Below are 23,300 nucleotides of genomic sequence, written 5' to 3' on the forward strand. Positions count from 1 at the left end.
TTACTATTACACGGGTTGAGCGCGCATTTACCTCACATGGCGTGTGAAGTTTTTTTGCATCCACCCGATGTCATGCCCTTGTGCTGCCGTTCACTTCCTCGGCTTCACCCGCGCGGTCGGCTCAGCGATCAGCGGATCGTCCGGCCAATAGTGCTTCGGATACCGCCCCTTCAGGTCCTTCTTCACCTCGGCATAGGTGCTGCGCCAGAAGTTGGCGAGGTCTTGGGTGACTTGTACCGGGCGGCGTGCGGGGGACAGCAGGTGCAGCTTGACGATCTGCCGGCCATTGGCGATGCGCGGGGTGTCGGCCAGGCCGAAGAGCTCCTGCAGGCGCACCGCCAGAATGGGCGGGGACTCGCTGTAATCGAGGCGCACCGATGAACCCGACGGCACGGTCAGGTGGTGCGGCGCCAGTTCGTCGAGCCGCTGCGGCAAGGGCCATGGCAGGAGGTTGTGCAGGATCGATGACAGGTCCAGATTGCCGAAGTGGCTCAGTCGCGTGACCTTGCCCAGGCACGGCAGCAGCCAGTGCTCCAGCGTCGCCAGCAACCCGTCGTTACTCACGTCCGGCCACTCGCTTTCGCTCAGGGTTTGCAGATCCATCTGACGCAGCAGACCGACGCGCGCCTGCCACTGGCGCAGCTCGGGCGTCCACGGCAGCAGTTCCAGTCCCTTGCGCCGCACCAGCGCCAGCAGGGCCTGACCTCGTGCGGAATCGTCCAGCCCGGTGAGCGGCTCGCGGCTGATGATCAGTTCACCGGCCTTGCGCTGACGTTCGGCGCGGAACACGCCCTCGCGCTCGTCCCAGTCCAGTTGATCGAACGTCGTCACCTGTTCGGCGAGCACTGTGTTGAACAGCTCTGGATCGAACTCGGCGGCCAGATAAATACGCTCTTCGCGCTGGCCCTGGCGGCTGCCCAGATCAGCGACCACCAGCCACGGCTGTTTCATCAGCGCGTCTGGCTCGGCGAACAGGGCAGCCCGACCGTTGGCGAGTCGATACTCCGCTCCGCCGGCACGGCGTTGTTGCGCGACGCGATCGGGATAGGCCAGCGCCAGCAGCGCGCCGAGCCAGCGCGGGTGATCGGGATCGGCGACCGGTTTCCGGACGGTGCCCCTCAGATACCCGCGATATTGCCGCGACAATTGCCGCGCTCGCTGCACGCCGCCCTGTGCGCCTTTCGCCGCGCGTTCTGCGCCGGCCAGCAACGTCAGCCGGCTGTGCAGATCGGCTCCGGCGCCGCGCAGAACGTCCCGCTCGCCCAGCAACGCTGCGACGTCGCACGCCAGCGGCCCCAAGCCCAGTTCATGACCGCGCAGCAGCAAATGGGCGATGCGGGGATGGGCGGGCAGCTCTGCCATCGACTGGCCGTGAGGGGTGAGTTTCCAGTCTTCACCCAGCTTGCGCGTCAGAGCGCCCAGTCGGGCCAGCAGGTCCTGCGCCTGGGCATATGCGGCGGCGGGCGGCAGATCCAGCCAGGTCAGTTGCGCCGGTTCAACGCCCCAACGCGCCAGTTGCAGTGCCAAGCCGGCAAGGTCGGCCTGAAGAATCTCCGCCGCGCCGTAGGCCGCCAATTGATCGTGTTGCGCCTCGGACCACAACCGATAACACACGCCCGGCTCAAGTCGCCCTGCCCGGCCCGCCCGCTGAGTCGCGCTGGCACGGGAGATGCGCTGGGTGTCGAGGCGCGTCATGCCGCTGCCGGGATCGAAACGCGGCACCCGCGACAGCCCCGCGTCGATGACCACCCGCACGCCATCGATGGTCAGGCTGGTCTCGGCGATATTGGTCGCCAGCACCACTTTGCGTTTGCCCTTGGGCGCGGGTTCGATCGCCGCGCGCTGGGCGCTCAGGTCGAGCTCGCCATGCAGCGGGCACAACAGCACGTCGCTGCGATCACCAATGGCATCGGCCAACTGTTGAGTGACCCGACGGATCTCGGCCTGGCCCGGCAGGAATACCAGCACGCTGCCGGACTCGTTGCCCAGCGCGTCGAGCACGGTTTGCACCACCCGCGGCTCGATGAACTCCCCGGGCTGAAACGGCCGCCCCCACTGCATCGACACCGGGAACATGCGCCCTTCGCTGCTGATGACCGGCGCGTCGTTGAGCAAGCTCGACAGACGCGCGCCTTCAAGGGTCGCCGACATCAGCAGAATCTTCAGCGGCTGCTCGTCACGAAACAGCGCACGGCCGTTCAAGCTCAGGGCAAGCGCGAGATCAGCGTCGAGGCTTCTTTCTCAGTTTTTGCCATCAACGCAGAGTTGTCAAAAGTGAGCTATACCCTCCTCAGCGGGCCTTAGGCGCAGTGATCTGGGGGAAAGTGACATTGACAATCATCAAAAACTGCAGATACCTGGATGTCTACCCCTTCATAGCGATCGAATCGGCGATCGCTGAAGAAATGCTCGCATGCCAGAAGCGCATGAGCATCAAAGGGGCGCAGAGCGCTATCAGACTCTTCGAAGCATTTTGCTACGTATGCGAGTTTGAAGTTACGTCAAAAAATATTGGTTCTCGTAAGTTTAACAAAATAGTTAAATCTTTTTTGGGATCACTTCATTCGGATGATTTTGTCGGTTCAGTAAGAAGCGTTAGACAAGAATATGCAAAGGGATTTGTAAGAGTTCTTAGCTCTTTGCATGGCTTCAATCCCGATATAACCGATATTACTTGGGACCCAAGCTTACCAAGCAAGCTGCATTCGTACTGGAAAGCGGCATCAAAAAGGATTAATGAGGGGCGGGCAGAATATTGGTGTGGCTGGGCTATCCAAACAAAAAGAAACAAGCCTGTATATCTTCCTATCGCAAAGCTGATCCCGCATTACGGAATTTCCTTTGCGAAAAAAATCCAGCAACAACTCGCACTCTATCTTGAGACGCAAGCAGGTACAGCTATCCAAGAGCTTAGAGACTTTATAGATTATCTTTCAGAAAACCACCAACTGTACAACCGAGATACGTTCAAAGATCCGGACCTCAACGCGAGGCTGTTTAAAAATTATATGCTTCATTCATTTATGAACTGCTACAAAAAAGGGAACGACCTGATCACCAAGAAAAGAACTTATGTTAAATTTATCGGCGTAGTTGAAAGATATTTTTTCGAAAGTAAGGTTTGGGCAAGACCATATCAGGGACATATTTCGGCTCCAATAGGCAGCTCCAAGCCTGGCACACTAACGCGCATAACAGAAACCAACGGTGTAGCGGTAAAAAATAAGCTATTGACGCTCGTCCCTTTACAGATAACCGACACACAAGCGTTCCAGTTACTTTTCACCAAAATAACGGAAGATATTGACACCGTGGTCAGATGGGCCAGGTGCGAATGCAGAAAGCAAGGCCACGCGCTAAAACGTAGAATTAAGCTCAGTCGCGAGGGGATACTTCTTCCGTCAGACGCAAAAATATATAGTTCAGTCGAGCAAACGCCTATCGAACACTTATGTGCCACCTTGTGCATAGCAGGCTATAATGGCCTGAGAAATATACTAGACAGCACCTACCATCGCCACGAGTTCAGGAGACAGGCGTTAGCCAGGGAACTCGCAATTCCAAATTATAACGACTTCTACGCTTTCCACTACTTACTAATACATGGACACCCTTGTATTACTGCCTCTTTTCTGAATGGTTTTGAACTGTACGACAAAACAGGAAAGCTAGTTGGCTTTACCAAGGTTCAAGGACAATATCAACTGTTGGGCTATAAAGACCGGAAGGGAGCAGGCCGAAGTGAGCAACTAATAACATTGACTCCCCGTGAGGCCGTTCTAGTTCGTCAAATAATCCAATTAACCGACCCTCTGCGAGCCGCGCTTCGGGCTGAGAAAAATGACTCATGGCGTTATCTATTTCTCCATGGTCAGCTAGCGCTTGGCCGTCCAGCAAGGTGCGAATTTTCGAAGTGGGACAGCGCTAAGCTCTCAGGTCCTAGGTGCTTTGTTGTTGCACAATTCGAGCAACACTCAAAACTCAAGGGCATTGATCTTTTTAACTTCGTTCTTCGGGTGAGTCCTTCTTCATTCCGATCATCCTGCGCGGTAGCTATCTACTTGGAAACACAGAGCACAGAGGCGATGGCGAAAGCATTAGGGCACACATATTATACATCCACCTTGTTAAGTCACTATTTACCTGAATCAATCCAGCAATTCTTTCAAAGTCGATGGATTCGAATCTTCCAAAAAGGGATTCTTTGTGAGGCTATGAAAGATAGTCCATATCTCTTTCAAGCCTCTGGCTTTTGCTCCATTGAGGATATGCACGAATTCCTAAAAAATCATGCAATCAGAGACATACCCACCCATCTAGAGGATCCTGAAGGAACGACGTCGACCATCCCAACGGAATCCCAAGGCCAATTACTTATATCAGTAGACAAATGGATCTTGACAACCCTCCTTTCTCTACGAGCGGCAGTAGATGGCGCACACGAAAAACTGAGAATCAACGCGCTTTCAAAATATTGGTCCAAAGTCACCACGCTCATTGAGCGTGAGATTGAACGCACCCGAGATTCGACACTTATTGACCATTTAAAGGGTGCTCGTTTGCTAATTGAACCATCTAGAATGGAGAAATTAATTTATGAGTCTACCTCCTGAGCTAGCTTTCCTCGAACCGCATTTAGCTAAAACATCTGACATCTTTAGGACTGCAATGTGGCTGAAGTCAGAATTTGAAGATAACATCTGGTCTTTAGATTTCAACAACAAGAATACGTACATTATCGATTGGAACATCCACTTAGATAATGGGACCCCGTTAATCCACAAAAGAAATTCCGCACTCTTGGCAAGCTTCAAATATATTTTAATACTATCCACCCGAAATAATCACAATCCAACATATGAAACAAACAAACTACAGAGTCGCCAGCACAGCTTATTTAGACGGGCCTGTCTTATAATTGACTATTTGCTTATAAATGGCAAAGCACTCAAACTATCCGCATTTGGTCTCGCCGGCCTAACGAGCGGAGACCTAAAAAGATTGTTAGATCGGATCGCATCCACATCAGATTTATCGCTCGCAATCTATGAGTGGCCCCAACGCCTCCAGTTTTATTGCATCAAACTATTAGACCAATACACCCAAAAGGAGTTGGATTCGGTACTCGATGCTCGACCGATGATGAAAATCGTTACAGAAGAACAACTTTGTTGTGGTTTAGAATTCCCGAGAGAGCTTATACCTAAAGTTCGCGCAGCGTTATTTTTGAAAGGAGCTTACAAGCGCCAGCTTACTCACTCCCCTCTTGCCAATACCTTATTTTTGAGCTCACAAATATACCCAGATACTATCCTCGGCAAAAAGAGGTCTAAACCAAGTTACGAGATATTATGCATTGACGATTCTACCCCTCGTTTCGTCAGAGAGCTTCCGGGAGCATCCGTGACAAACAGCCACGCTAGGCAACGAAAAGACTCATACAACAATTTTAGAGCCATAATCTATCGACTTGGCATGCTTCGAGACATGCATCTGCCGACACCCGCCATGACGCATTTGCTCGCCATCGAAAACTACACACCAGAAGTGGGAACGCCTGGCAGATTTAAAACGCTCCCAACCTCAGTAGCTTTTAGTGCAATAAAAAATGCTATCGAATTTCACATTATTCATGGGGCTGTGTTTCTAGACGCCTACTGCTCATTGTTGATTGAATGTAAGAAGCTAGGCATTAGCCCAAGTGATATCACAGATGAACAATTCATGAAGATTATCTCTGAGGACGCCCGGTCAAGAGGAGTAAACAGAGTTGGTTTGTCTGTCCGACTACCAACTGGCAGACAGTGGCAGCAAAAAATAAAATTAGATAAGGCGGCCCACTTCAAGAGCTTAAGAAAGAACAATGGACTACTAGAAATGGTATCTGTGTACATTGGTTGCGTCCAAATAGTAGTCGGGGCGCTCATGGCTAAGCGTGCCAGCGAACTGGTGGAATTACCAACAGAACATAGTCTAGACAGTACCGAAACGTGGCTGTTGGCGTTTGCCGGAAAAAGCACTAAAAGCCTGTTCGGACTGCGCAAAAAAATAGCGCGACCGATTGACCCTATAGCAGTCTCAATGATAAAAAATCTACAAAACATGCAGCACACGTTAGTGGAAGAGGGTTGCATTGCAAAACCACAACGACTTTTTTCCACTCCTCATTTATCTGGGCAGTTTATTTTCAAGGACACCGACCACACGGCTTACAACAAAAACCTGGACAATTTTTGCGACTACTTTCAGACTCAGACAAATCGCAACCAAGAGAGATACTACATTAGGCAGCATCAATTAAGGCGCTTCTTCGCCATGGTGTTCTTTTACAATGGCAGCTTTGGCCAGTTAGACACGCTTCGTTGGATGCTTGGCCATGAGGAAGCAATTCATATCTGGCATTATATTACTGAAACCATGGGCGGAGCGACTCTTCGCAGCGCGTCCGCACAGTTTCTAGCCGAGCAACTCCAGTCCGAACCGACCGAATCATTTCGAGAGCTCTCCAACCTTCTCAGTGCCAAATATGGAACCGACGAATTTGCCATTCTGGACACCGAAGACCTGCAAAGTCATATTGACGACCTGATAAAGGAAGGAATTGTCAGGATCGAACCATTCTTTTTCACTGACGAGAAAGGACAAAAAATGCAAATAATAGTAAAAGTATTGCAAGCCAAAACGAGCATCTGATGATGAGCAATGAAGGCCACCAAGACAAAGCCTCAAATGTACTGCTGCTATATCAACTACTCGCGTCTATTTGCAAGTCTCCAGTCACATTTAGCGGACACCCCACGCTGGTCCTTGCACTGAAAAGTCAAGCAACCACCGCTGCATTGGCTATCGAAATTGACGATCCAGCATCTAACACAAAGTATGAGGTATTTCCAACAAGCCTTAACACCCTAAAAGCGTATGCTAACGAATTTATCATTGGTGGATTCCGTAGTTTAGATCTCTTACGGAAGCAAGCACTAGACCGCATAAATCAATCTCATCAATCACAATTCAGACCTGAAAAGCGAACCAAACAAGGCCTAGCATTGAAAGTAGCAAGCCTTGAAGCCGATCTTCAGAAAACTCGCCAAGATAATGTTCGTCTGTTACAGGCAGCATCCGAAGCGCTCAATTACCTGATGCTACTTAAAGACACTAAAGATGATTCACTTAGAGCAAAACATCACACCGACGCTGTCAGCACCATTTATAGCATAATCAGCCTAAATACCAGCAGATTCAAAGACCCGTCCGCTAGCAAATCTAACATCACACAGATAGATGACTACAGGATCTAACACCTTAAATTACCAATGCTAGGACAGCCCTATGACTACGATAAGCTATCAACTTTTCACTTTAATAGAAAACACCACACTCTTCAGCTACCAATCAGCTGACACGTTAGTCACCTCCGAGATAACCAACTTCCCTTTTCTCAGCTGGCCAAATGGAAACCCTTGCAGCTTAGGTAACCTATACATGCTGTCTCTCCTTAGGCAGCGCGGCCGAGGCGAACTCCACGGACTATCAAGGAAAGGTAGCAAAGGAGGCACGATGGGAGAGTACGCCTTTAAAATCAGTCATTTAATAAAGTTTTGCTATATGGTCAGAAAAGATTTTAAAGAACTAAACGACAACGACTTTACCAATTTTATCTCAAGCCTTCGTAATGAACAGTCCCCCACAAACCCCTTGTTAAAAAAACGGAACGAGAACACAGTCGTCGCGATTGGAAAAATCTGCTTAAGCTTTCTTACGTACGTCGGACATTTTTATAATGAAATATCTTTTGTAGCACCAAATGGAACTATACGGGCCACGGAACGGTTCCACCGAATCAGGAAAGACTCACGCAAATCAAGTAGCATTACATATTTACATCATCACTCATTCACCAACGGCTTCAGGCAGCGTCGACGGAACCCAATCAGTACAGAGAATATCCAGAGGCTCAAAAGCGTCGTAGACATCTCAAGTAACTCAGCGTTTGTACGAGAACGTAGGCGCTGTCTCATTTCTCTTCTTGAGCAGACAGGCGCGCGAAGAACTGAAGTAGCAATGGTTCGGACTGAGGATATACTGCGAGCGTACCACATGCCGGAACCGCTCTTGCGTATGAAAACCCTCAAACAGGGCGATAAGAGTGAACGCTTCATTCCCACGACCAAAATGCTCCTGCATGATTTAAAGAAACATATTGAGTTCAACCGTAAAAATGTTATGAAATCTTCACCCTCTCACGTCTTGGATCAAGGCTATTTTTTCATTTCGTTGACGACTGGTAGAGCGATGAGCAGTGCAACCGTTTCCAATGAAATAGCCTTACTTAGGAAGCTCGCTAACATAGACGAGCCTGTCTGCCCGCATATGTTCAGGCATGCATTTATTACCAATCTGTTCGCCCTAATCATGTTACGACATAAAATGAATAACGAAGACGACTTCCAGCGTGCACTCCTTGATAGCGAAGCATTTAAAGCTGAAGTCATGCAATGGACGGGCCACCTCGATAGTGAATCCCTCGACCGATATATCACGCTAGCACGTTCTTCACTCTCCGGCTACTCTGAAACTGTTTCAAGTATACATGCAATTAAGGTGTTACACGCCTTCCGCGAAAGAGAGGACGATTTAATTCAGCTACTAATCGCGGGGATGCCCGCTAAAACTTTTAAGGCTGAAATCCTCCAGCTTAGGCAGCTCTGCGATCAAGACTTAAATATTGCGAGCCAAAGGAAAACTTTGCTTAGTTGATTCACATATCGATATTTTTTATCACCAACATTCTAATTGCCGACCAACCAACGAAGGAACGACATATAAAATTCAACGTGGTAGTGCCTCCTCCCTTGTTGGTATCGACCCGGGTTTGAAAATCCAAGGCTGGTCTCACACTCTCATCGCGTACGCGTTACTTATCACCTAAGCCGAGGTTTCGCCCGTGCAGTGGGCTCGGCGAACAATGGGTCGTCGGGCCAATAATGCTTGGGGTAACGGCCTTTGAGGTCTTTCTTAACCTCTTGGTAGGTATTAGTCCAGAAGCTTGCTAGGTCCTGCGTGACTTGCACCGGGCGACGGGCCGGGGACAACAACTGCAGTTTGACTATCTGTCGGCCTTGAGCGATGCGCGGGGTGTTGGCCAGACCAAACAATTCCTGCAAACGCACCGAGAGTACTGGCGGGTTTTCGGTATAGTCTAAGCGCACCGACGAGCGGGACGGCACCATTAGGTGGTGCGGGGCTTGCTCTTCCAAGCGCTGCGGCAGCGGCCATGGCAGGAGATTGTGCAGAATCGACGATAGATCAAGACTGGCCAAGTGGCTTAGCCGGGTCACCTTGCCCAGATATGGCAACAACCAGTCCTCCAGCCGATCAAGCAGCGCCTGGTCGCTGAGGTCCGGCCATTCGCTGCTGCCCTGTTCCCTCATATCGAGCTGACGCAACAACTCAATCCGCGCCTGCCACTGTCTTAACTCCGGCGTCCACGACAACAATTCCAGCCCGTTGCGATGAACCAGCGATAACAGCGCCTGGCCGCGTATCGACTCATCGAGACCGATCAGTGGTTCACGACTGATGATCAATTCTCCAGTTTTACGCTGGCGCTCAGCGCGGAACGCGCCTTCACGCTCGTCCCAGTCCATATGATCGACTAGGGTCACCTGCTCGGTCAGCACCGAATCGAACAACGCCGGATCAAAACCCACCGCTAGGTAAATCCGTTCTTCACGCTGCCCCTGCCGACTGCCCAGATCTGCGATCACCAGCCATGGCTCTTTCATCAAAGCATCCGGCTCAGTGAACAGCGCTGCGCGGCCATTAGCCAACCTGTATTCGGGGCCACCAGCCTGACGCTGGTGGGCGACGCGGTCGGGATAAGCCAATGCCAGTAAGGCACCTAACCAGCGCGAGTGCTCGGGGTCGGTGACGGCTTGAGTCGGCGCGCCTTTTAGATAACCGCGATATTGCCGTGCCAGCTGTTTAACCCGCTGCAAGCCGCCTTGCGCATCACGTGCCACTCGTTCGGAGCCTGCCAGCAAAGACAAACGCATGTGAAGGTCTGCACCCGCCCCACGTAGAATATCTCGCTCATCGAGCAACGCAGCGACATCGCAAGCCATCGGGCCTAGGCCCAGCTCGTGACCGCGTAACAACAAGTGCGCGATACGCGGATGGGCTGGCACCTCGGCCATGGCCTGACCATGGGCCGTGAGCTTCCAGTCTTCTCCGGGGTTGCGAGTCAGTGCGCCGAGGCGCATTAGAAGATCCGTGGCTTGAGCATGAGAAGCCACAGGCGGTGCGTCCAGCCAACGCAGTTGCGCTGGATCTACGCCCCAACGTACTAGTTGCAGCGTCAGTCCCGCCAGATCGGCTTGAAGGATTTCCGCCGTGCCGTAGGAAGCTAATTGCCCATGCTGGGATTCCGACCATAGGCGGTAGCATATGCCCGGCTCCAGACGCCCAGCTCGGCCCGCGCGCTGGGTGGCACTCGCCTTGGAGATTCGCTGCGTATCCAAGCGAGTCATACCACTACGTGGATCAAATTTGGGTACCCGCTCCAAGCCAGCGTCTATCACGACGCGAATGCCTTCGATGGTAAGGCTTGTTTCAGCGATGTTAGTCGCCAACACCACCTTGCGTTTGCCAGCAGGTGCCGGGGCGATGGCCGCGCTCTGGGCATTGAGGTCCAACTCGCCATGCAGCGGGCACAACAAGAGATCGCCGCGCTCGCCCAACGCGTCGATTAGTTCCCGATGGACGCGGCGAATTTCCGCCTGGCCTGGCAGAAACACCAGCAGACTGCCGCTATCATTGCCCAGCGCATCGAGCACGGTCTGAACCACCCGCGGCTCGATAAACTCACCCGGATGAAAAGGCCGCCCCCAGTGCACTTTTACCGGGAACATGCGTCCTTCGCTGGTAACCACCGGTGCATCATCGAGCAAGCTCGAAAGCCGCTGACCGTCCAGGGTTGCCGACATCAGCAGAACCTTTAAAGGCTGGTCATCGCGAAAAATTTCGCGGCCGCTTAAAGTGAGTGCCAGCGCAAGGTCAGCCTCAAGATTTCGGATATGAAACTCATCGAATATGACTAGTCCGACCCCATCGAGCCCAGGATCATCTTGAAGTCTTCGGCCAAGAACACCTTCGGTAACTACTTCGATTCGAGTCTTAGCACTTACCCGGCTCTCCAGTCGGATCCTGTATCCGACCGTCTCCCCGACTTTTTCGCCCAGTTCACTCGCTAACCTTTCTGCCGCTGCACGAGCCGCCAGCCTACGAGGCTCAAGCATCAAAATTGTCTGGTCGCCGAGCCACTTCGCTCGAAGGAGGGCTAAGGGGACACGCGTAGTTTTACCTGCACCAGGTGGCGCTTGAAGGACAACGTTCGGCTGAATCGCGAGAGTGTCAAGCAGCGCCGAGAGTACGGCGTCGATGGGCAAGGAACTCATTAAAACTCCTGATAGAGCTGCGAGTATAGCCTGTCGAGGCTAAGCTGCCGGATTCAAATAGCCGTGACTTGGCATTCATTAATCGGGACATCGAATCCGGATCAGAGCTAAGATGAGAAGCATCTGACATCAAGGAACTGGGCACGCCGGCTCCGCCAGAGGGGACAACAAATCAATGCCCCTATTACCCGTCTCTGCCAAAGCTAAACGAGATATTCATGATCGATATGTCCAGGAGATGTCAGGCAATTGGCAAGTAACTTGTGATGGGGATAACGGTTTTCAAAACGAGATATCAGAGCATCGAATATTTCTTGCCCACGAGGTGTCCCGCCCACCCTTCGGATCACATAGTCTGCAATGGCCAGGCGTACTTCGATTTCTGCGGCTGAGAGATCCGGTTTTTCCAAAAGCTCGCCGCCGTCTTCTTCGAGCGTTGCAGGTATTTTGTCCACCATTTGCCTCCGATTACCATTTGCCAGCTATAACCTGACGGCATCGCGTCCTACACGCGATACCCCGTCTGTTTCATTTCACCGCCCTCACAGGCCCGCACACGTTCCGCACCGTCTAGGCCTGGTTCCCTTGGGGAAGCAGAATGGGCGATGACACTGAGAATCTCCTCGTTTGTAAGGTAGGTGAAATCCTCTAGAACACTCGGGACAGTTGGTAGTCAATCCGTGGCAGTCTGTCCAGATTATCGATCACGACGATGTGGTGATCATGCACTGCATGCAGCTGTTTGCGCACCGCCTGCTTCGAATCGACACAAGATGCTTACTCTTAAGCTTTAGCTAATCATGCATCGCTTGAGTCAAACGGTCGTGACTTCCACCCATGAATACATCACCGTCGGACGGGCTTTGATTTTGGAAATTGAGATTGCTCATCCGTCACCAGCCCCTTTCCCGACCAATACCAAATGGCTAGTGGCTAATGGTCCTCAGACGCGATTTCGATAGAGATTTGCATCAGAGTCTAGATGCGCGACAGGCAAAGATTGCATAGAAGTCGTGGTGGATTGTAGACCGCCCGCAGCCGTGCTGAACGTTCTCGGAGCAGTAAACACGGCGGCGTCCCCACACATCCGCTGTACGATTCATCGTGAGTGCGCCAGCAGTAAAAAGCCAGTATTGTGTATCTGCATATATCGACAGCAACATGAGGGGGCTTGAGATGACACTAGATGAAGAAGCCGCATCTGATGAATGGGTAAACCACATCACCAAGCGTGCTGCCGAACTCACCTCAGCTGCTTACAACCAAGCCATCGACGGTGGGTTCACCGTCCTTGTTGTTGAGGGAACGGACATCGTTGAGATGTCGGCACATGGTCGCGGAAAGGTCGTTGGTAAGGTGAAGCCCAAGCAGCGAGTCGTCACCGGAAAAAAGTTCAAGGTAGCTCACTCCAGCCATCTCACGAACAATTGGCCACTTTGAGGATGCGTTATGCGGTTGCTTTTCAGCCACCGTGGCGTAGGTAAACGCTTCACCCTTTTCGGCAACCCATTGAAACCATGCGCATCGTTGACTGCTCTCGGCAGGGGGTCGATTGGCACCTGTATCTTTAGTTTAGATGACCATCTCGCTCTTGATCACAACCTGAACGCGACACAAGCTTTGAAGTTGCACGCAGTCAACAGCGCTGTGAGTGCCATTAGAATAATCCCCAGCCAGAGAATCACCGACGGTGCCCCTATTCTTGAAAATGGGTAATCCCGTTCCCTAGAATGTCGAGCTGATTTTAGAGGATTTAAACTGTCGCATCGAGCTCCCGATTTTTGGCGCCTTCAGACTCGTTGGAGAAGCGCGAAACTGTCGCAACGACCTTAAACGCTCATGCGGCCTCATGCGCTAGAGTGTTAAATCTGTGGCAGCCAGCAAAAAGCTACTATACGTGTAGGTAGAAACCTACGCTTAGTCTGCATGTGACGTGATCAACGCAAAGGACCCTGCCCCTCAAGGGGTAAAGGCGAGCCTCTCACCAGGAACCAAGTGAAAGTTGCAGTCAGCAGCGGATAGCCCATTCCTTTTGAAAGCGTTTATAGAAGTCCCCTTGTGGGCTAGATCAGTAAGCATTTTGCGCTCAAGGTCCTCCAAATGGGAAAGCATATGCACAAAGCCATTTAGCGCGTCCCGACTGTCTTCCATGAGCTGCAATTTCGACGACTCGACAGACCTGACATTCAAAGGCTGTACTCCCGAGTGCGCGGCTTCAGAATTTCGTTGCCGATTCACCAAGTCCACGTGGTCCATAGCGCATTGCTCGAACTCAAGGCAGAGATTAAACGGGTGCGCCAACGTACCGACAAGTGAGACTAGGTGAGGCGTCTTACCGTTCTGACGCTTGCAATCTGGGCACGGCGATTCGAGCAGGGCTCCCAAGGCCATCCGCTTGTACCGTGCTTCTGGAAACTGAGTACAGTACAAGAGCTGCTTGATCGCGACCTCGCAAAGCCGTGCTGAGTACATCAATAACTCGTTGTAGAAGCGTACTCTCTCCACTTCTGCATCTACTTCACTATCAATGGACGAATCGCCCTTCGCGTACTCGTGAGCCGCATTGATGACCCTGCTCATCAATAGCTGCAGCGTGACTCCGCTCTCGGTAAACGGGTTCGTGTAGCCTCCCGTCGTTGGAGATTGAGGTGCAGGCATCAGGGATAACAGTCCGTCCTGCTGCATCCATGCCCTCATTTCACCTGCGAGAGGCAGTAGGTTCACCCCTGCGATCCCCTCACCTCTCCAGCGGAAGGCATGTGGACGATAGCTTCAGGGGTGGTGGCTGCCGTGCCACTGACGTTTCGTAGGTGTAGTGGTGCTCATTCCTGCCGATTCTCTTAACTCTGTCTGGGGCTTTTGGATAAGTCTTCTTGGACCAGAAACCACGGTCTCTTGAATTAGCGTCTTCCCGTACTGCACCGTGCAAATGCATCAAGCCGAGGCTACGCCGTTTACCACACAATCCGGCCGTCGGACTCGAATCCGCGAGCATCCCGAATGATCTCAAACTCGTACATGCCAAATTTGTACCTTTTGGTTATTTTGATCACAGTATTCCCTGAGATCTCCAAAGCTCTCTCAACCGCGACAGGCTTGACCGCGTAGTTTCTTGAAGCCTCAGAGGCCACTCCACTATAGGCTATGGCATCAATGCCCGAATTTCGCTCGAAGATGAGACTGGCGAGCGTTCTTGAGTGCAGATACTCCGTGTCGCGAGCCGACCTGTCTTTTAAGATGGCAGAAAGAAATGCGTCAGTGAACACAAAGCTTTTCCCGAAATCATGAGGCATACGATCCAACTGCTGATTAATCAGTTGGCCAACCACTTCCGAAGTTAAGCCTGCACCCCAGCGATGAACATGAGTGATTTCGCCAATGATCGCGCATCTCAGCGATTCGTTAGGTCGTAGCTGGAAACCTACACAATGCAGATAGTCACCTTGGGCAGCCCCCACCTCTTCAAACGTGGACATCAGATTGGCTGACAGGTAGAGGACAGGGCTATTTCTCTCATTTAACCGTCCAGCAACAGCGTGTTCGGCAGGAGGATGGCTCAGCTCATTGAGACGCTCAAAACCTTCCTCGGTTGGACATTTTCGCACCCGCCAAAATGCCCGATCGTACTTCATCTCGTAGTTGATGACCTGATAGTAGTCGAGCAAAAAACTCAGCCGCGATCTGATGAATGCAGGATCCGTGCTCGACAGGATCGCAGCCGAAAAATCGTCAAGGTATGACAGTGCAAGAGCTCTCAACGTCATAGATTGCGGTCTCCTTGTGACCCGCTCGAATTTTGATTTGAGCGACCGACTACCCATAGCAGACCGTCGCGAATATCTGGTGTACGACGCCCGCGTTGCTTCAACCGTGTGACCTGACACTGTAGTGATAAACGCAGGAAATGATCGTATGGAGGAGATCAGATCATGCAGGGATTATCTGGACCGAATCGGTGTTACGCACACCTTGCTGATGCGCCTCTTTAAGCTTCAATCACATCGTATGAGCCTGATAATCATTGAAAGACGCGGGCCATAACCAAACGATAACTCACGCTCCAGCACGCAGGCGCTACTGGCTTGCGATCAGATTGAGCTGACTTCGTCATAGAACCGCTGGAACACAGGGTCTGTCGCCCGCAGCGCCCTCATATCCAATGTCAAAAGCGCTTTGGAGTAGACCTCGAGGCGCGGATAGCGTCTCACCTCTTCCCTGGTGAGGCCCAGCCATTGTTCGATACTGGGATGGATGATGATGGGCGCCCAGTTGGTAGAGGTGATGATCTTATCCAACATCGACTTGGAGCCTTCAATGTCATCGTCACTATCAATCACAGCCAAAACCCTGACCTCGGGCTGGCTCATCAGAAGGGCGTTGACGATTTTGGGTACACCTATTTTTCCCAAAGCTGATATCACCTCGATTTTCTTCGATGATGGTGAATTCTCTAGGATTCGCTGCGCGAGATGAGCTAGAACCTCTCTGTCTGAGTCCCCTTCGCAGACAATGATCAGGTCAGCTGATGACGGACCTGGTCGACCAAGCACCCTGTCTGTCATACGGTCGAAGTGGACGCGTTCGATTGCCACACCTCCCGTTCCAGCACTTTCCACCAGCTCGATTGCTGTCGGGTAGTACACCAAGCCTTCTTCGGCAGCCTTACGCAGTTTGGCTTTCAGAATGTTCTTGAAACCCTGTTTGCCTGCGATGGCCGCGTCAATATCCTCTTTGTTAAACAAGATCAGGTTAAGCGATTTCCCTGCAGTCAGCGCATCGACCGCATCCTCTGAATAGCCAGACATTGAGATGAAAACACCTAGCGTTCCGACGAGCTTGCCGTCCACCTTGCCTTTAAACTGGTAAAGCGTGGAAGCAGGTATCGGATCTGCGTGCCATTTTGCTTCTAGGAGAATGAAAGTCCCGTCAAGGTAGAACGAACCATCAATCTGCTCCCCCGTGGCTTTGTAGCTAGAGCGCGGCTCCAGACCATCCGCGTCCAGTAGCCGCTTCAATACGCGCTCGAAGTCGAAACCCCGCTTACGTTTCAACGGCGCAGGAGCGCTGTCGCTAAGTTGGCGAAGCTGTGCGTACTGCTCGGGGAGGCTAGGCTCCTGGCTCATAAGAATGGCGTCCAGCGATGCGGGTAGGAACGCCCAGTATGACGAGGAACCCATGGACGATGCTACCAGAAGGGCAAAGCCAGAGCTGCGACTGAGTCTCGGCTACTGACTAACTTGAAGAGTGCGAGAGCCCACGCTTGACAAGACACGGAGAAGATCCGACTCCCATGGTCCAACATCGATTTTATCAAGCGGATAACCCAGCAGGCTACGATCGAGTTTTTGCTGGGTTACAGCTGCATTCAGAACGGTATGTCGAAATCATGCCGCCAAGAAGCGCGTGATACCTCTTCTTGGGGCGCACGCCCACCCCAAGGGATTGGTGGCCCTCCGGGAATGACCTTTGCCTTATCCAAAATCACTGCGAACTCCACCACACCTTCTTTGGCGAGCAGGCTGAGCAAGGCTTCAAAAGTCTTAAAGACACGATTGCCGCCTCGTTGTCGCTGCAAAGTCTTAACACCCTCAGGTGTCGAGATCTCCAAAATGAAATGTCCCCCAGCAATGTGTCGGGCGTAGGGAACCGCTTTGGGTTCTCTCAGCTTCTCACTCAAATTCTGCTCTACGAACCCCGTCATCTATCACCTATCATCTTCATAATATTGATTCAATTCAGTATTTTTGATTGCGGATTTGTGCTGGTAAGAGCGTCTGAAATTAACTAATCAAAAAAACGTCCAGCCCATGTATTTCGGGGGCTTGCCGGCGTTTCTCAGATAATGGATCATCTAGATGCTATTTGGAGGACGATGTCAAATGGCTCCTGAATTGGTTTCGGAGCTCATCACCATGGATTCAATGAACAGCATCATCTTGACCGCGCTCACGGCGGATCCCCTCAATTTGGCACTGTGTGCCGTGATTACCCTTTCGGTCGCTGTCGTCGCGGTCGTATGGAAGCGGAGTTGACCTATGAGCAGAACTGAAAAGCCTGATTTTGCTCGTCTCCCTATCAAGTGGATTCAAAGCGGCGGCGTCGCCATGTTCGATAGCCGAGTTGGTGATGGAAAGCGTTGCCAGTTAGAGCAGAACAAAAGCATTGGCGCCCTGAGGCTTTTCATCAGTCTATGCATGCTTGCGGACTACTACACGGGTCAGTTGAAAACGACATATCCAAAGTTAATTGCTTTATCCGGGTTGTCGAGGCCAATCGTTGCTCGCTCACTCAGGCGTCTCGTGGAGCTTGGGCTGCTAGAGAAATATGACAAACCTGTATGCGAGGGAACTTTATTGCAGATGGCCGGCTGGGAGGAGCCCTTCCATGGAAAGCTACCCAAGGCCAAGCTGTACGATGGGAGCAAGACCCAGCTGCTCGTACTGCATCAGTTTGAGTTCAGTGCCCTGAGCTTGTATTCGTTGAAAATATTTCTGGTTATTTGCGCGTTCAGAAATAAAAGCAATTTCAACATTGCAACAATCAATTATTCAACCATTTCTCGGTTGGCGGGCGTGCCCATGCACCAGATCCCAGGCTCATTGAATCGCCTGTATCACTTTGAGCTAATTTCCTACAAGCAGGCGGATTATTACGAGCCCGGCAACACCGAACAGGATCGGACTAATCGTTACCTTGTGCGTGGGTTAGGCGATAAATGGCCAGCCTTCAACCCTGAGAAGTCTACTGGCAAGCTCGGGAAGCCGAGCAGGAAGAAGGTCGCCGCCGCTAATGAATTTGTTGCCATGAAACCCTGAATTCGTTGATCGCCCATTATCATTAGCGGACGGAGGACCTCTACATGAACTCCGACAAGTGCACACTCTTGGATGACTAAGGTCCCGAACCATTCTACGCTGTGGCTGCTGCCCTAGGGCACTCAATTCCGCTTACGAACTTTAGGACGACTAGCCAGTGATCAGCAGTCTTGTCCCCCCCAGTGCTGCGCTGTGACAGCCACCCGGCCTTGATAGGGTAAACCCATCGGCAGAAGTAATTCTTAGCGTTTGCGTTAGTCGGTGATTGAGTTAACCAGTCTGGGCAGCTCTGTGAAAATACCTCCCGACGAAGCCACGGCAGCTAGCCCGCCTTCTCAGGATTCAAGCACCTATGGATAAGTGTCCAAGTTGGCGTGAATTGGGTGTCCAAATTCGAGTTGGGTCTGCATTCCAACCTAGCGATGGCTCTACGCCACCAAATTATCCTTCCGACCCGCTTTCGCTCGTGATAAAAGCCAATCGCACCCAACGAGCGCACGGACTGCCGTACGCCATCCGGGATAGGCTTTCCAACAGGACGGAGAAGCAAGATGTATTTAAAGCGGATCAGGGCGTCAAATTTTAGGGCGTTTGCCGACGGTAAGGTTGCCCCTTCACTTAATTGGGAGCTTGCGCCCGGATTGAACATCCTTGTAGGGGAAAACGATTCCGGCAAAACCTCTGTAATCGACGCAATTCGCTATGTGCTGTGGACAACCAGCTACGAGTTTATTCGACTCTTCGAAACTGACTTTCACATCACGGGCACAACACGAGCCCGCTCCCTGTTCATCGAAGCCACTCTTGTGGACCTGGACCCAGCTCAAGAGGCCTCAGTTCTCGAATGGATGACCCACGAAACAGACGGGTCTCACAGCTTGGTCGTCCACGTGCAAGCGCGGTGGATACCACCGAAGGCCAACAAGCGTGGACGGGTCGAGGCAATCACCTGCTCGGGCCCGAACGGCACGGGGCCAGAGATCGGTACGGCGGTTCGCGAGCTCATCCGAGCCACATACTTGCGCCCCCTCCGAGATGCCGAAGCCGAGTTACGGCCTGGTCGCCAGTCCCGGCTGTCCCAAATTTTGGGTGCTCATAAACGCATTGATGGGCAGGAGCAAAACGACTTCGATCTAGCGGCTCCAGCTACCGTCCCCAGCAACCTGGTCGGGCTGATGGCGTTTGCTCAGCACCACTTGGGCGAGCATCAGGTCATCAGCGATGTCCAAGACGACATCAACGACAACTACCTGAATAAATTCGCATTTGCCGGCGATGTCCTGTCCTCACGTATCCAGATCGCTCCGGAACTAGGGCTCCAACCCATTCTGGAGCGCTTCGAATTGGCGCTGCTGCCATCCTCGACCATTGACCCGGGTGAGCGGTGCATTCGCGGACTCGGCTATAACAACGCTCTGTTCATGGCGACCGAACTGGTTCTGTTGCGGGACGGTGATGAGCTCGGACTGCTGCTGATCGAGGAGCCCGAGGCCCATCTCCATCCGCAACTGCAGGAGCGCGTACAGCAGCTCCTCGAACGTACCTCCAACGCGGCGGAGCCAGATAGCCGCCCTGTGCAGATTGTCGTGACTACCCACAGCCCATCTCTGGCGGCGGGTGCGGACATTGCAAGCCTGACCTTGGTGAACCGTGCCCAACTATTCAGCCTGGCTCACGGGAAAACCAAACTGCTGAAAAGCGATTACGAGTTTTTGAGGCGCTTTATCGATGCCACCAAAGCCAATCTGTTCTTCGCTCGCGGTGTTGCGATCGTGGAGGGGCCAGCAGAAGCGCTGCTTTTGCCTGCGCTTGCTGCGGCTTCGGGATATTCGTTCAACGAACATGGCATCTCTTGTGTCAACGTCGGTGGAGTTGGGCTTTATCACTACGCCCGGATCCTTCAGCCCATTGATGGGTCGGCGGTTCCCATCCCTGTCGTCTGCATCACAGATCGTGACATCGTTCCCAATGAGGCCACCTACGTATCTCCTCCCAAGAACAACCGTAAACGATTCGAAAAGGACTACACGCCTGAGGAGGTCGAGGCACTCGTCAAAACGAAGGTCGACCGCGCCGAGGGTGGCAGCACACTGGTCTGCGTTTCCAACAACTGGACACTCGAATTCGATCTCGCCCTTCACGGATGCGCCCGGCTAATGCATGACGCTATTCACCTGGCTAAGAAGGCAGATTCGAGGAGTGAACGGCTCACGGAGGAAGACGAAAGGAATGCGATCGTCGAGGCAGGAGAGCTCTGGAAAAAACTCTCGGATGCCGGACATTCTCCAAAGAAATTGGCGGCGCTTATTTACCAGCCGCTCGTGGAAAAAGAAGCTTCAAAAGCCATCACCGCCCAATACGCTGCGCACCTGATTTCCACAGGCGATTATGGGAAAGGGGATTACCTGTTCGACAAGCTGCCGCCTTACCTACAGCGAGCCCTACGTCATCTGACTGGCAGGGGGGAGCCATGACCGTACCGGTGATCGACGCCACCGACCTTGCGGCGCTGCTCGACCTGATGCCCGATCTGCGCTTTGATGATCAAGAGCGACGTGCCGTGCTACTGGAAAATCAGTCTTGCGACATTAACGCCGCGCCAGGTAGTGGAAAAACCACAGTGCTAGCCGCGAAGCTCCTGATGCTGAGCCGTAGATGGACTTCAAGCCGCATAGGCGTCTGTGTGCTCAGTCATACGAATGTCGCCCGTGATGAAATTCAGCGCCGGTTAGGTGCAAGCCATGACGGAAGTCGCCTGCTCACGCATCCCCACTTCATCGGGACGATTCACGCCATGGTGAATCAGTTTTTGGCTCTGCCCTACCTGCGAAGCAACGGGATGACTGTCGATGTGATCGACAACGATGTCTTTGCTCGTCGAGCATTGGGGTTAGCCCAAGCTTACTTTGGTTTGAAGCTGTATATGCAAAAGAATGCGAGCGTCGCGCCCATGCTAGAGGGGCTGGTCTACAAAGGCGCCTCTCTGGACCTCGCCAGCGAGTTTGGCTCACTTCCGAAGCCAGGTGCGAAAACCCTTCCGACAATTATCGATATCAAAGGAAAACTCGCCGCTGAAGGGATTTTCCGGCACGCGGACATGTTCGCGTACGCAGAACGTTTACTGACTCTTTTCCCTAAGGTTCGCACCCAGCTATCCCGAAGATTCCCTATCGTTTTCATCGACGAAATGCAGGACACATCCTGGGAGCAAGAGCGCTTGTTGCAGCTGATGTTCGATGAGACCGTCACCGTTCAGCGCTTCGGCGACATCAACCAACGAATCCTTGGAAGCTCGGAAGGCGCGGGAAACCTCACCTTCCCCCGGGGCGACGTGCTTCCGATCTCCTCCAGCAAGCGCTTTGGTCCTCACATTGCTAAGTCCGTGTCTAGAACACAGCTCGCAGGTACCGCTGTCACCGGAGAGGGCGAAGACAGTCACGCGTCCATGCTGATCGTCTACAGTACCGGGAGGGTGAAGGATGTGATCACGACGTTTGGAGACCATGTACTAGACCGGTTCAGCGATACCGATCTGACCAGTGGAAAAGTCAAAGCCCTTTGCGCCCGCAAACAGGGCGATGCTCTAAAACAGATAGCAGGCCGTACCCTCCTGGATTATTGGCCGGCTTCAGGTGGCGACCAATCATCCGGACTCAAGCTTGTGCGATTCTGGGCGCTTCTCGGGGGGGCCAAGCCTGCCGTAAATGCATCGTTTGCATCACGATTTGAGGAGATCCGCAGAGCGCTATTTCTGGTACTGCGCGCGGCCAAGGCAGGGATTGTCGAAGGCTTGAAAAGCGATCATCAGTTAATTCGAAAACTGCGTGACGCTGATGAGGATGTTTCAGCCTTCCGGCTACTAATTCGTGATCTGTGCATGAAAAACGTGAGCGATGTGGATGAAGCTAAGCGTATCCGTATCGTGAATTTTTTATACTTGAGGCTCCGCCGGTTGCTCCCAAATCACATGACGCCACAGATATTCGCTGCGCTCCCGGTTTTTGAGCCACCAGAGGCCAAGGCTATCCACGGAGCGCACCGGTCCATATGCTCTGTCGAAAAAAATGGCCGCAATTTAGATATTCATATCGGTACCCTCGCCTCGATGAAAGGCGAAACGCATCTGGCTACGCTCGTCATGGAGTCTCTAGGCCATCCAAGTCGTCGCTTCGACCTACAGCTGGCGCTACCCATAATTGCTGGCATTGCCACTCGCTCCGGGAAAATGCCTGAGACTCAGCTTTCTCAATTTCGGAACCTCTATGTCGGTATGTCGCGACCTACCAGCTTTCTGTGCTTGGCAGTCAATGCAGAACGGGTTTCAGACCAGTGTAAAACGGCATTGGTCGATCAAGGTTGGGAAATCACCCATTTGCTGTAGCAGGCATCGCACAGGCCGCGCAGACAGCCACATATCCGATAGCTAAGGCTGGGACAGTATAAATGAGCCTTCAAGACGATCAAAAATTTGCACGCGAAAACTGCGCCCGCATCATCGCCAATCTCCCACCAGCGATTTTGAAGAAGGAGGCGGGCCTAACTGCGAGGCTGGAAGTCTCGAAGCTATCGCCATTGAAGAAGCTAGCCGCCATCTATGAGTTCCTAGACGATCTCGGCCAGTACATCGCGCCTTCACCATGTAAGAAAGGCTGCTCCAGTTGTTGCCATTACGCAGTGTCGATTTCCGAGGTTGAGGTTCAGTTCATTGAGCAAGTCGCAAAGAAGAAACGTTTGAAAGTGGTCCGTGAGCCCGGTGACTTCAATGGGCAGCCATGCCCCTTCTTGGTGAACGGGGCGTGCTCGATTTATTCATGTAGGCCGTACTCCTGCCGTCGGCATCACAGCTTGGCACCCACGGCGGAGTGGTGTGCTCCAGAGAAATCATTTGCTGGCGATTTCGCTAGGGCGCAATCCAGCGAAGCCCAGTTGGCCTTCGATTTGGTGCGAGGTATGAGAACGCTCGGCGACATACGCCAAGTCTTCGGGAGCACGTTGCCGAGGTGAGACTCAAGCGCCGAAGATCCATCTT

General features: G+C 52.5%; 15 protein-coding genes and 1 pseudogene. 10 read left to right on the top strand and 6 right to left on the bottom strand.

Annotated elements, in window-relative coordinates:
- Nucleotides 1–90: 90 nt before the first annotated feature.
- Nucleotides 91–2,241 (bottom strand): annotated as a pseudogene (hrpB, locus tag ACYASU_RS21965) (ATP-dependent helicase HrpB); the annotation flags it as partial.
- A gap of 89 nt (nt 2,242–2,330) precedes the next feature.
- Between hrpB (ACYASU_RS21965) and ACYASU_RS21970 the strand changes: the two are divergent.
- The 4 genes from ACYASU_RS21970 (at nt 2,331) to ACYASU_RS21985 (ending at nt 8,757) form a co-directional block, all read left to right on the top strand.
- Nucleotides 2,331–4,613 (top strand): hypothetical protein, encoded by a 2,283-nt coding sequence (locus tag ACYASU_RS21970; protein ID WP_463584042.1) that lies wholly within the window; start codon nt 2,331–2,333, stop codon nt 4,611–4,613.
- On the top strand, nt 4,597–6,693 hold the full coding sequence (locus tag ACYASU_RS21975) for an integrase (protein ID WP_463584043.1): 2,097 nt from the start codon (nt 4,597–4,599) through the stop codon (nt 6,691–6,693). Before ACYASU_RS21970 ends, ACYASU_RS21975 begins: the two co-directional genes overlap by 17 nt.
- On the top strand, nt 6,693–7,298 hold the full coding sequence (locus tag ACYASU_RS21980; protein ID WP_463584044.1) for a hypothetical protein: 606 nt from the start codon (nt 6,693–6,695) through the stop codon (nt 7,296–7,298). Before ACYASU_RS21975 ends, ACYASU_RS21980 begins: the two co-directional genes overlap by 1 nt.
- A gap of 307 nt (nt 7,299–7,605) precedes the next feature.
- Nucleotides 7,606–8,757 (top strand): tyrosine-type recombinase/integrase, encoded by a 1,152-nt coding sequence (locus ACYASU_RS21985; RefSeq protein WP_463584134.1) that lies wholly within the window; start codon nt 7,606–7,608, stop codon nt 8,755–8,757.
- A gap of 164 nt (nt 8,758–8,921) precedes the next feature.
- Here the strand turns inward: ACYASU_RS21985 and hrpB (ACYASU_RS21990) are convergent, their stop codons facing one another.
- Nucleotides 8,922–11,456 carry an ATP-dependent helicase HrpB gene (hrpB, locus tag ACYASU_RS21990; protein WP_463584045.1) on the bottom strand — a complete coding sequence of 845 codons (2,535 nt, stop codon included), beginning with the start codon at nt 11,454–11,456 and terminating at the stop codon, nt 8,922–8,924.
- A gap of 203 nt (nt 11,457–11,659) precedes the next feature.
- Nucleotides 11,660–11,911, bottom strand: a complete 252-nt coding sequence (locus tag ACYASU_RS21995; protein WP_463584046.1) for a hypothetical protein — start codon at nt 11,909–11,911, stop codon at nt 11,660–11,662.
- A gap of 649 nt (nt 11,912–12,560) precedes the next feature.
- On the opposite strand from ACYASU_RS21995, the gene ACYASU_RS22000 reads away from it, so the two are divergent.
- Nucleotides 12,561–12,896 (top strand): hypothetical protein, encoded by a 336-nt coding sequence (locus tag ACYASU_RS22000; RefSeq protein ID WP_463584047.1) that lies wholly within the window; start codon nt 12,561–12,563, stop codon nt 12,894–12,896.
- 1,514 nt (nt 12,897–14,410) lie between these two features.
- Here the strand turns inward: ACYASU_RS22000 and ACYASU_RS22005 are convergent.
- The 3 genes from ACYASU_RS22005 to ACYASU_RS22015 form a co-directional block, all read right to left on the bottom strand.
- Nucleotides 14,411–15,220 carry an RES domain-containing protein gene (locus ACYASU_RS22005; RefSeq protein ID WP_463584048.1) on the bottom strand — a complete coding sequence of 270 codons (810 nt, stop codon included), beginning with the start codon at nt 15,218–15,220 and terminating at the stop codon, nt 14,411–14,413.
- A gap of 324 nt (nt 15,221–15,544) precedes the next feature.
- On the bottom strand, nt 15,545–16,579 hold the full coding sequence (locus ACYASU_RS22010) for a TOPRIM nucleotidyl transferase/hydrolase domain-containing protein (RefSeq protein WP_463584049.1): 1,035 nt from the start codon (nt 16,577–16,579) through the stop codon (nt 15,545–15,547).
- Between the two features lie 242 nt (nt 16,580–16,821).
- Entirely contained in the window at nt 16,822–17,157 is a 336-nt protein-coding gene (locus tag ACYASU_RS22015) for a hypothetical protein (protein WP_463584050.1), read from the bottom strand.
- A 178-nt stretch (nt 17,158–17,335) separates the two neighbouring features.
- Between ACYASU_RS22015 and ACYASU_RS22020 the strand changes: the two genes are divergently transcribed.
- The 5 genes from ACYASU_RS22020 to ACYASU_RS22040 all read left to right on the top strand — a co-directional run bounded on the left by ACYASU_RS22020 (nt 17,336) and on the right by ACYASU_RS22040 (nt 23,275).
- Complete coding sequence (locus tag ACYASU_RS22020; RefSeq protein ID WP_463584051.1) at nt 17,336–17,488, top strand: hypothetical protein; 153 nt, start codon at nt 17,336–17,338, stop codon at nt 17,486–17,488.
- 3 nt (nt 17,489–17,491) lie between these two features.
- Complete coding sequence (locus ACYASU_RS22025; RefSeq protein ID WP_463584052.1) at nt 17,492–18,271, top strand: hypothetical protein; 780 nt, start codon at nt 17,492–17,494, stop codon at nt 18,269–18,271.
- Between the two features lie 551 nt (nt 18,272–18,822).
- The gene (locus tag ACYASU_RS22030; RefSeq protein ID WP_463584053.1) at nt 18,823–20,745 is read left to right on the top strand and encodes an ATP-dependent nuclease; all 1,923 of its coding nucleotides are present in this window, start codon (nt 18,823–18,825) and stop codon (nt 20,743–20,745) included.
- The gene (locus ACYASU_RS22035; RefSeq protein WP_463584054.1) at nt 20,742–22,652 is read left to right on the top strand and encodes a UvrD-helicase domain-containing protein; all 1,911 of its coding nucleotides are present in this window, start codon (nt 20,742–20,744) and stop codon (nt 22,650–22,652) included. The genes ACYASU_RS22030 and ACYASU_RS22035 overlap by 4 nt, the downstream gene beginning before the upstream one ends.
- 62 nt (nt 22,653–22,714) lie before the next feature.
- Nucleotides 22,715–23,275, top strand: a complete 561-nt coding sequence (locus tag ACYASU_RS22040; RefSeq protein ID WP_463584055.1) for a YkgJ family cysteine cluster protein — start codon at nt 22,715–22,717, stop codon at nt 23,273–23,275.
- The last annotated feature ends 25 nt before the right edge of the window (nt 23,276–23,300 follow it).

This window comes from Pseudomonas sp. HP_12 (genome assembly GCF_055283955.1).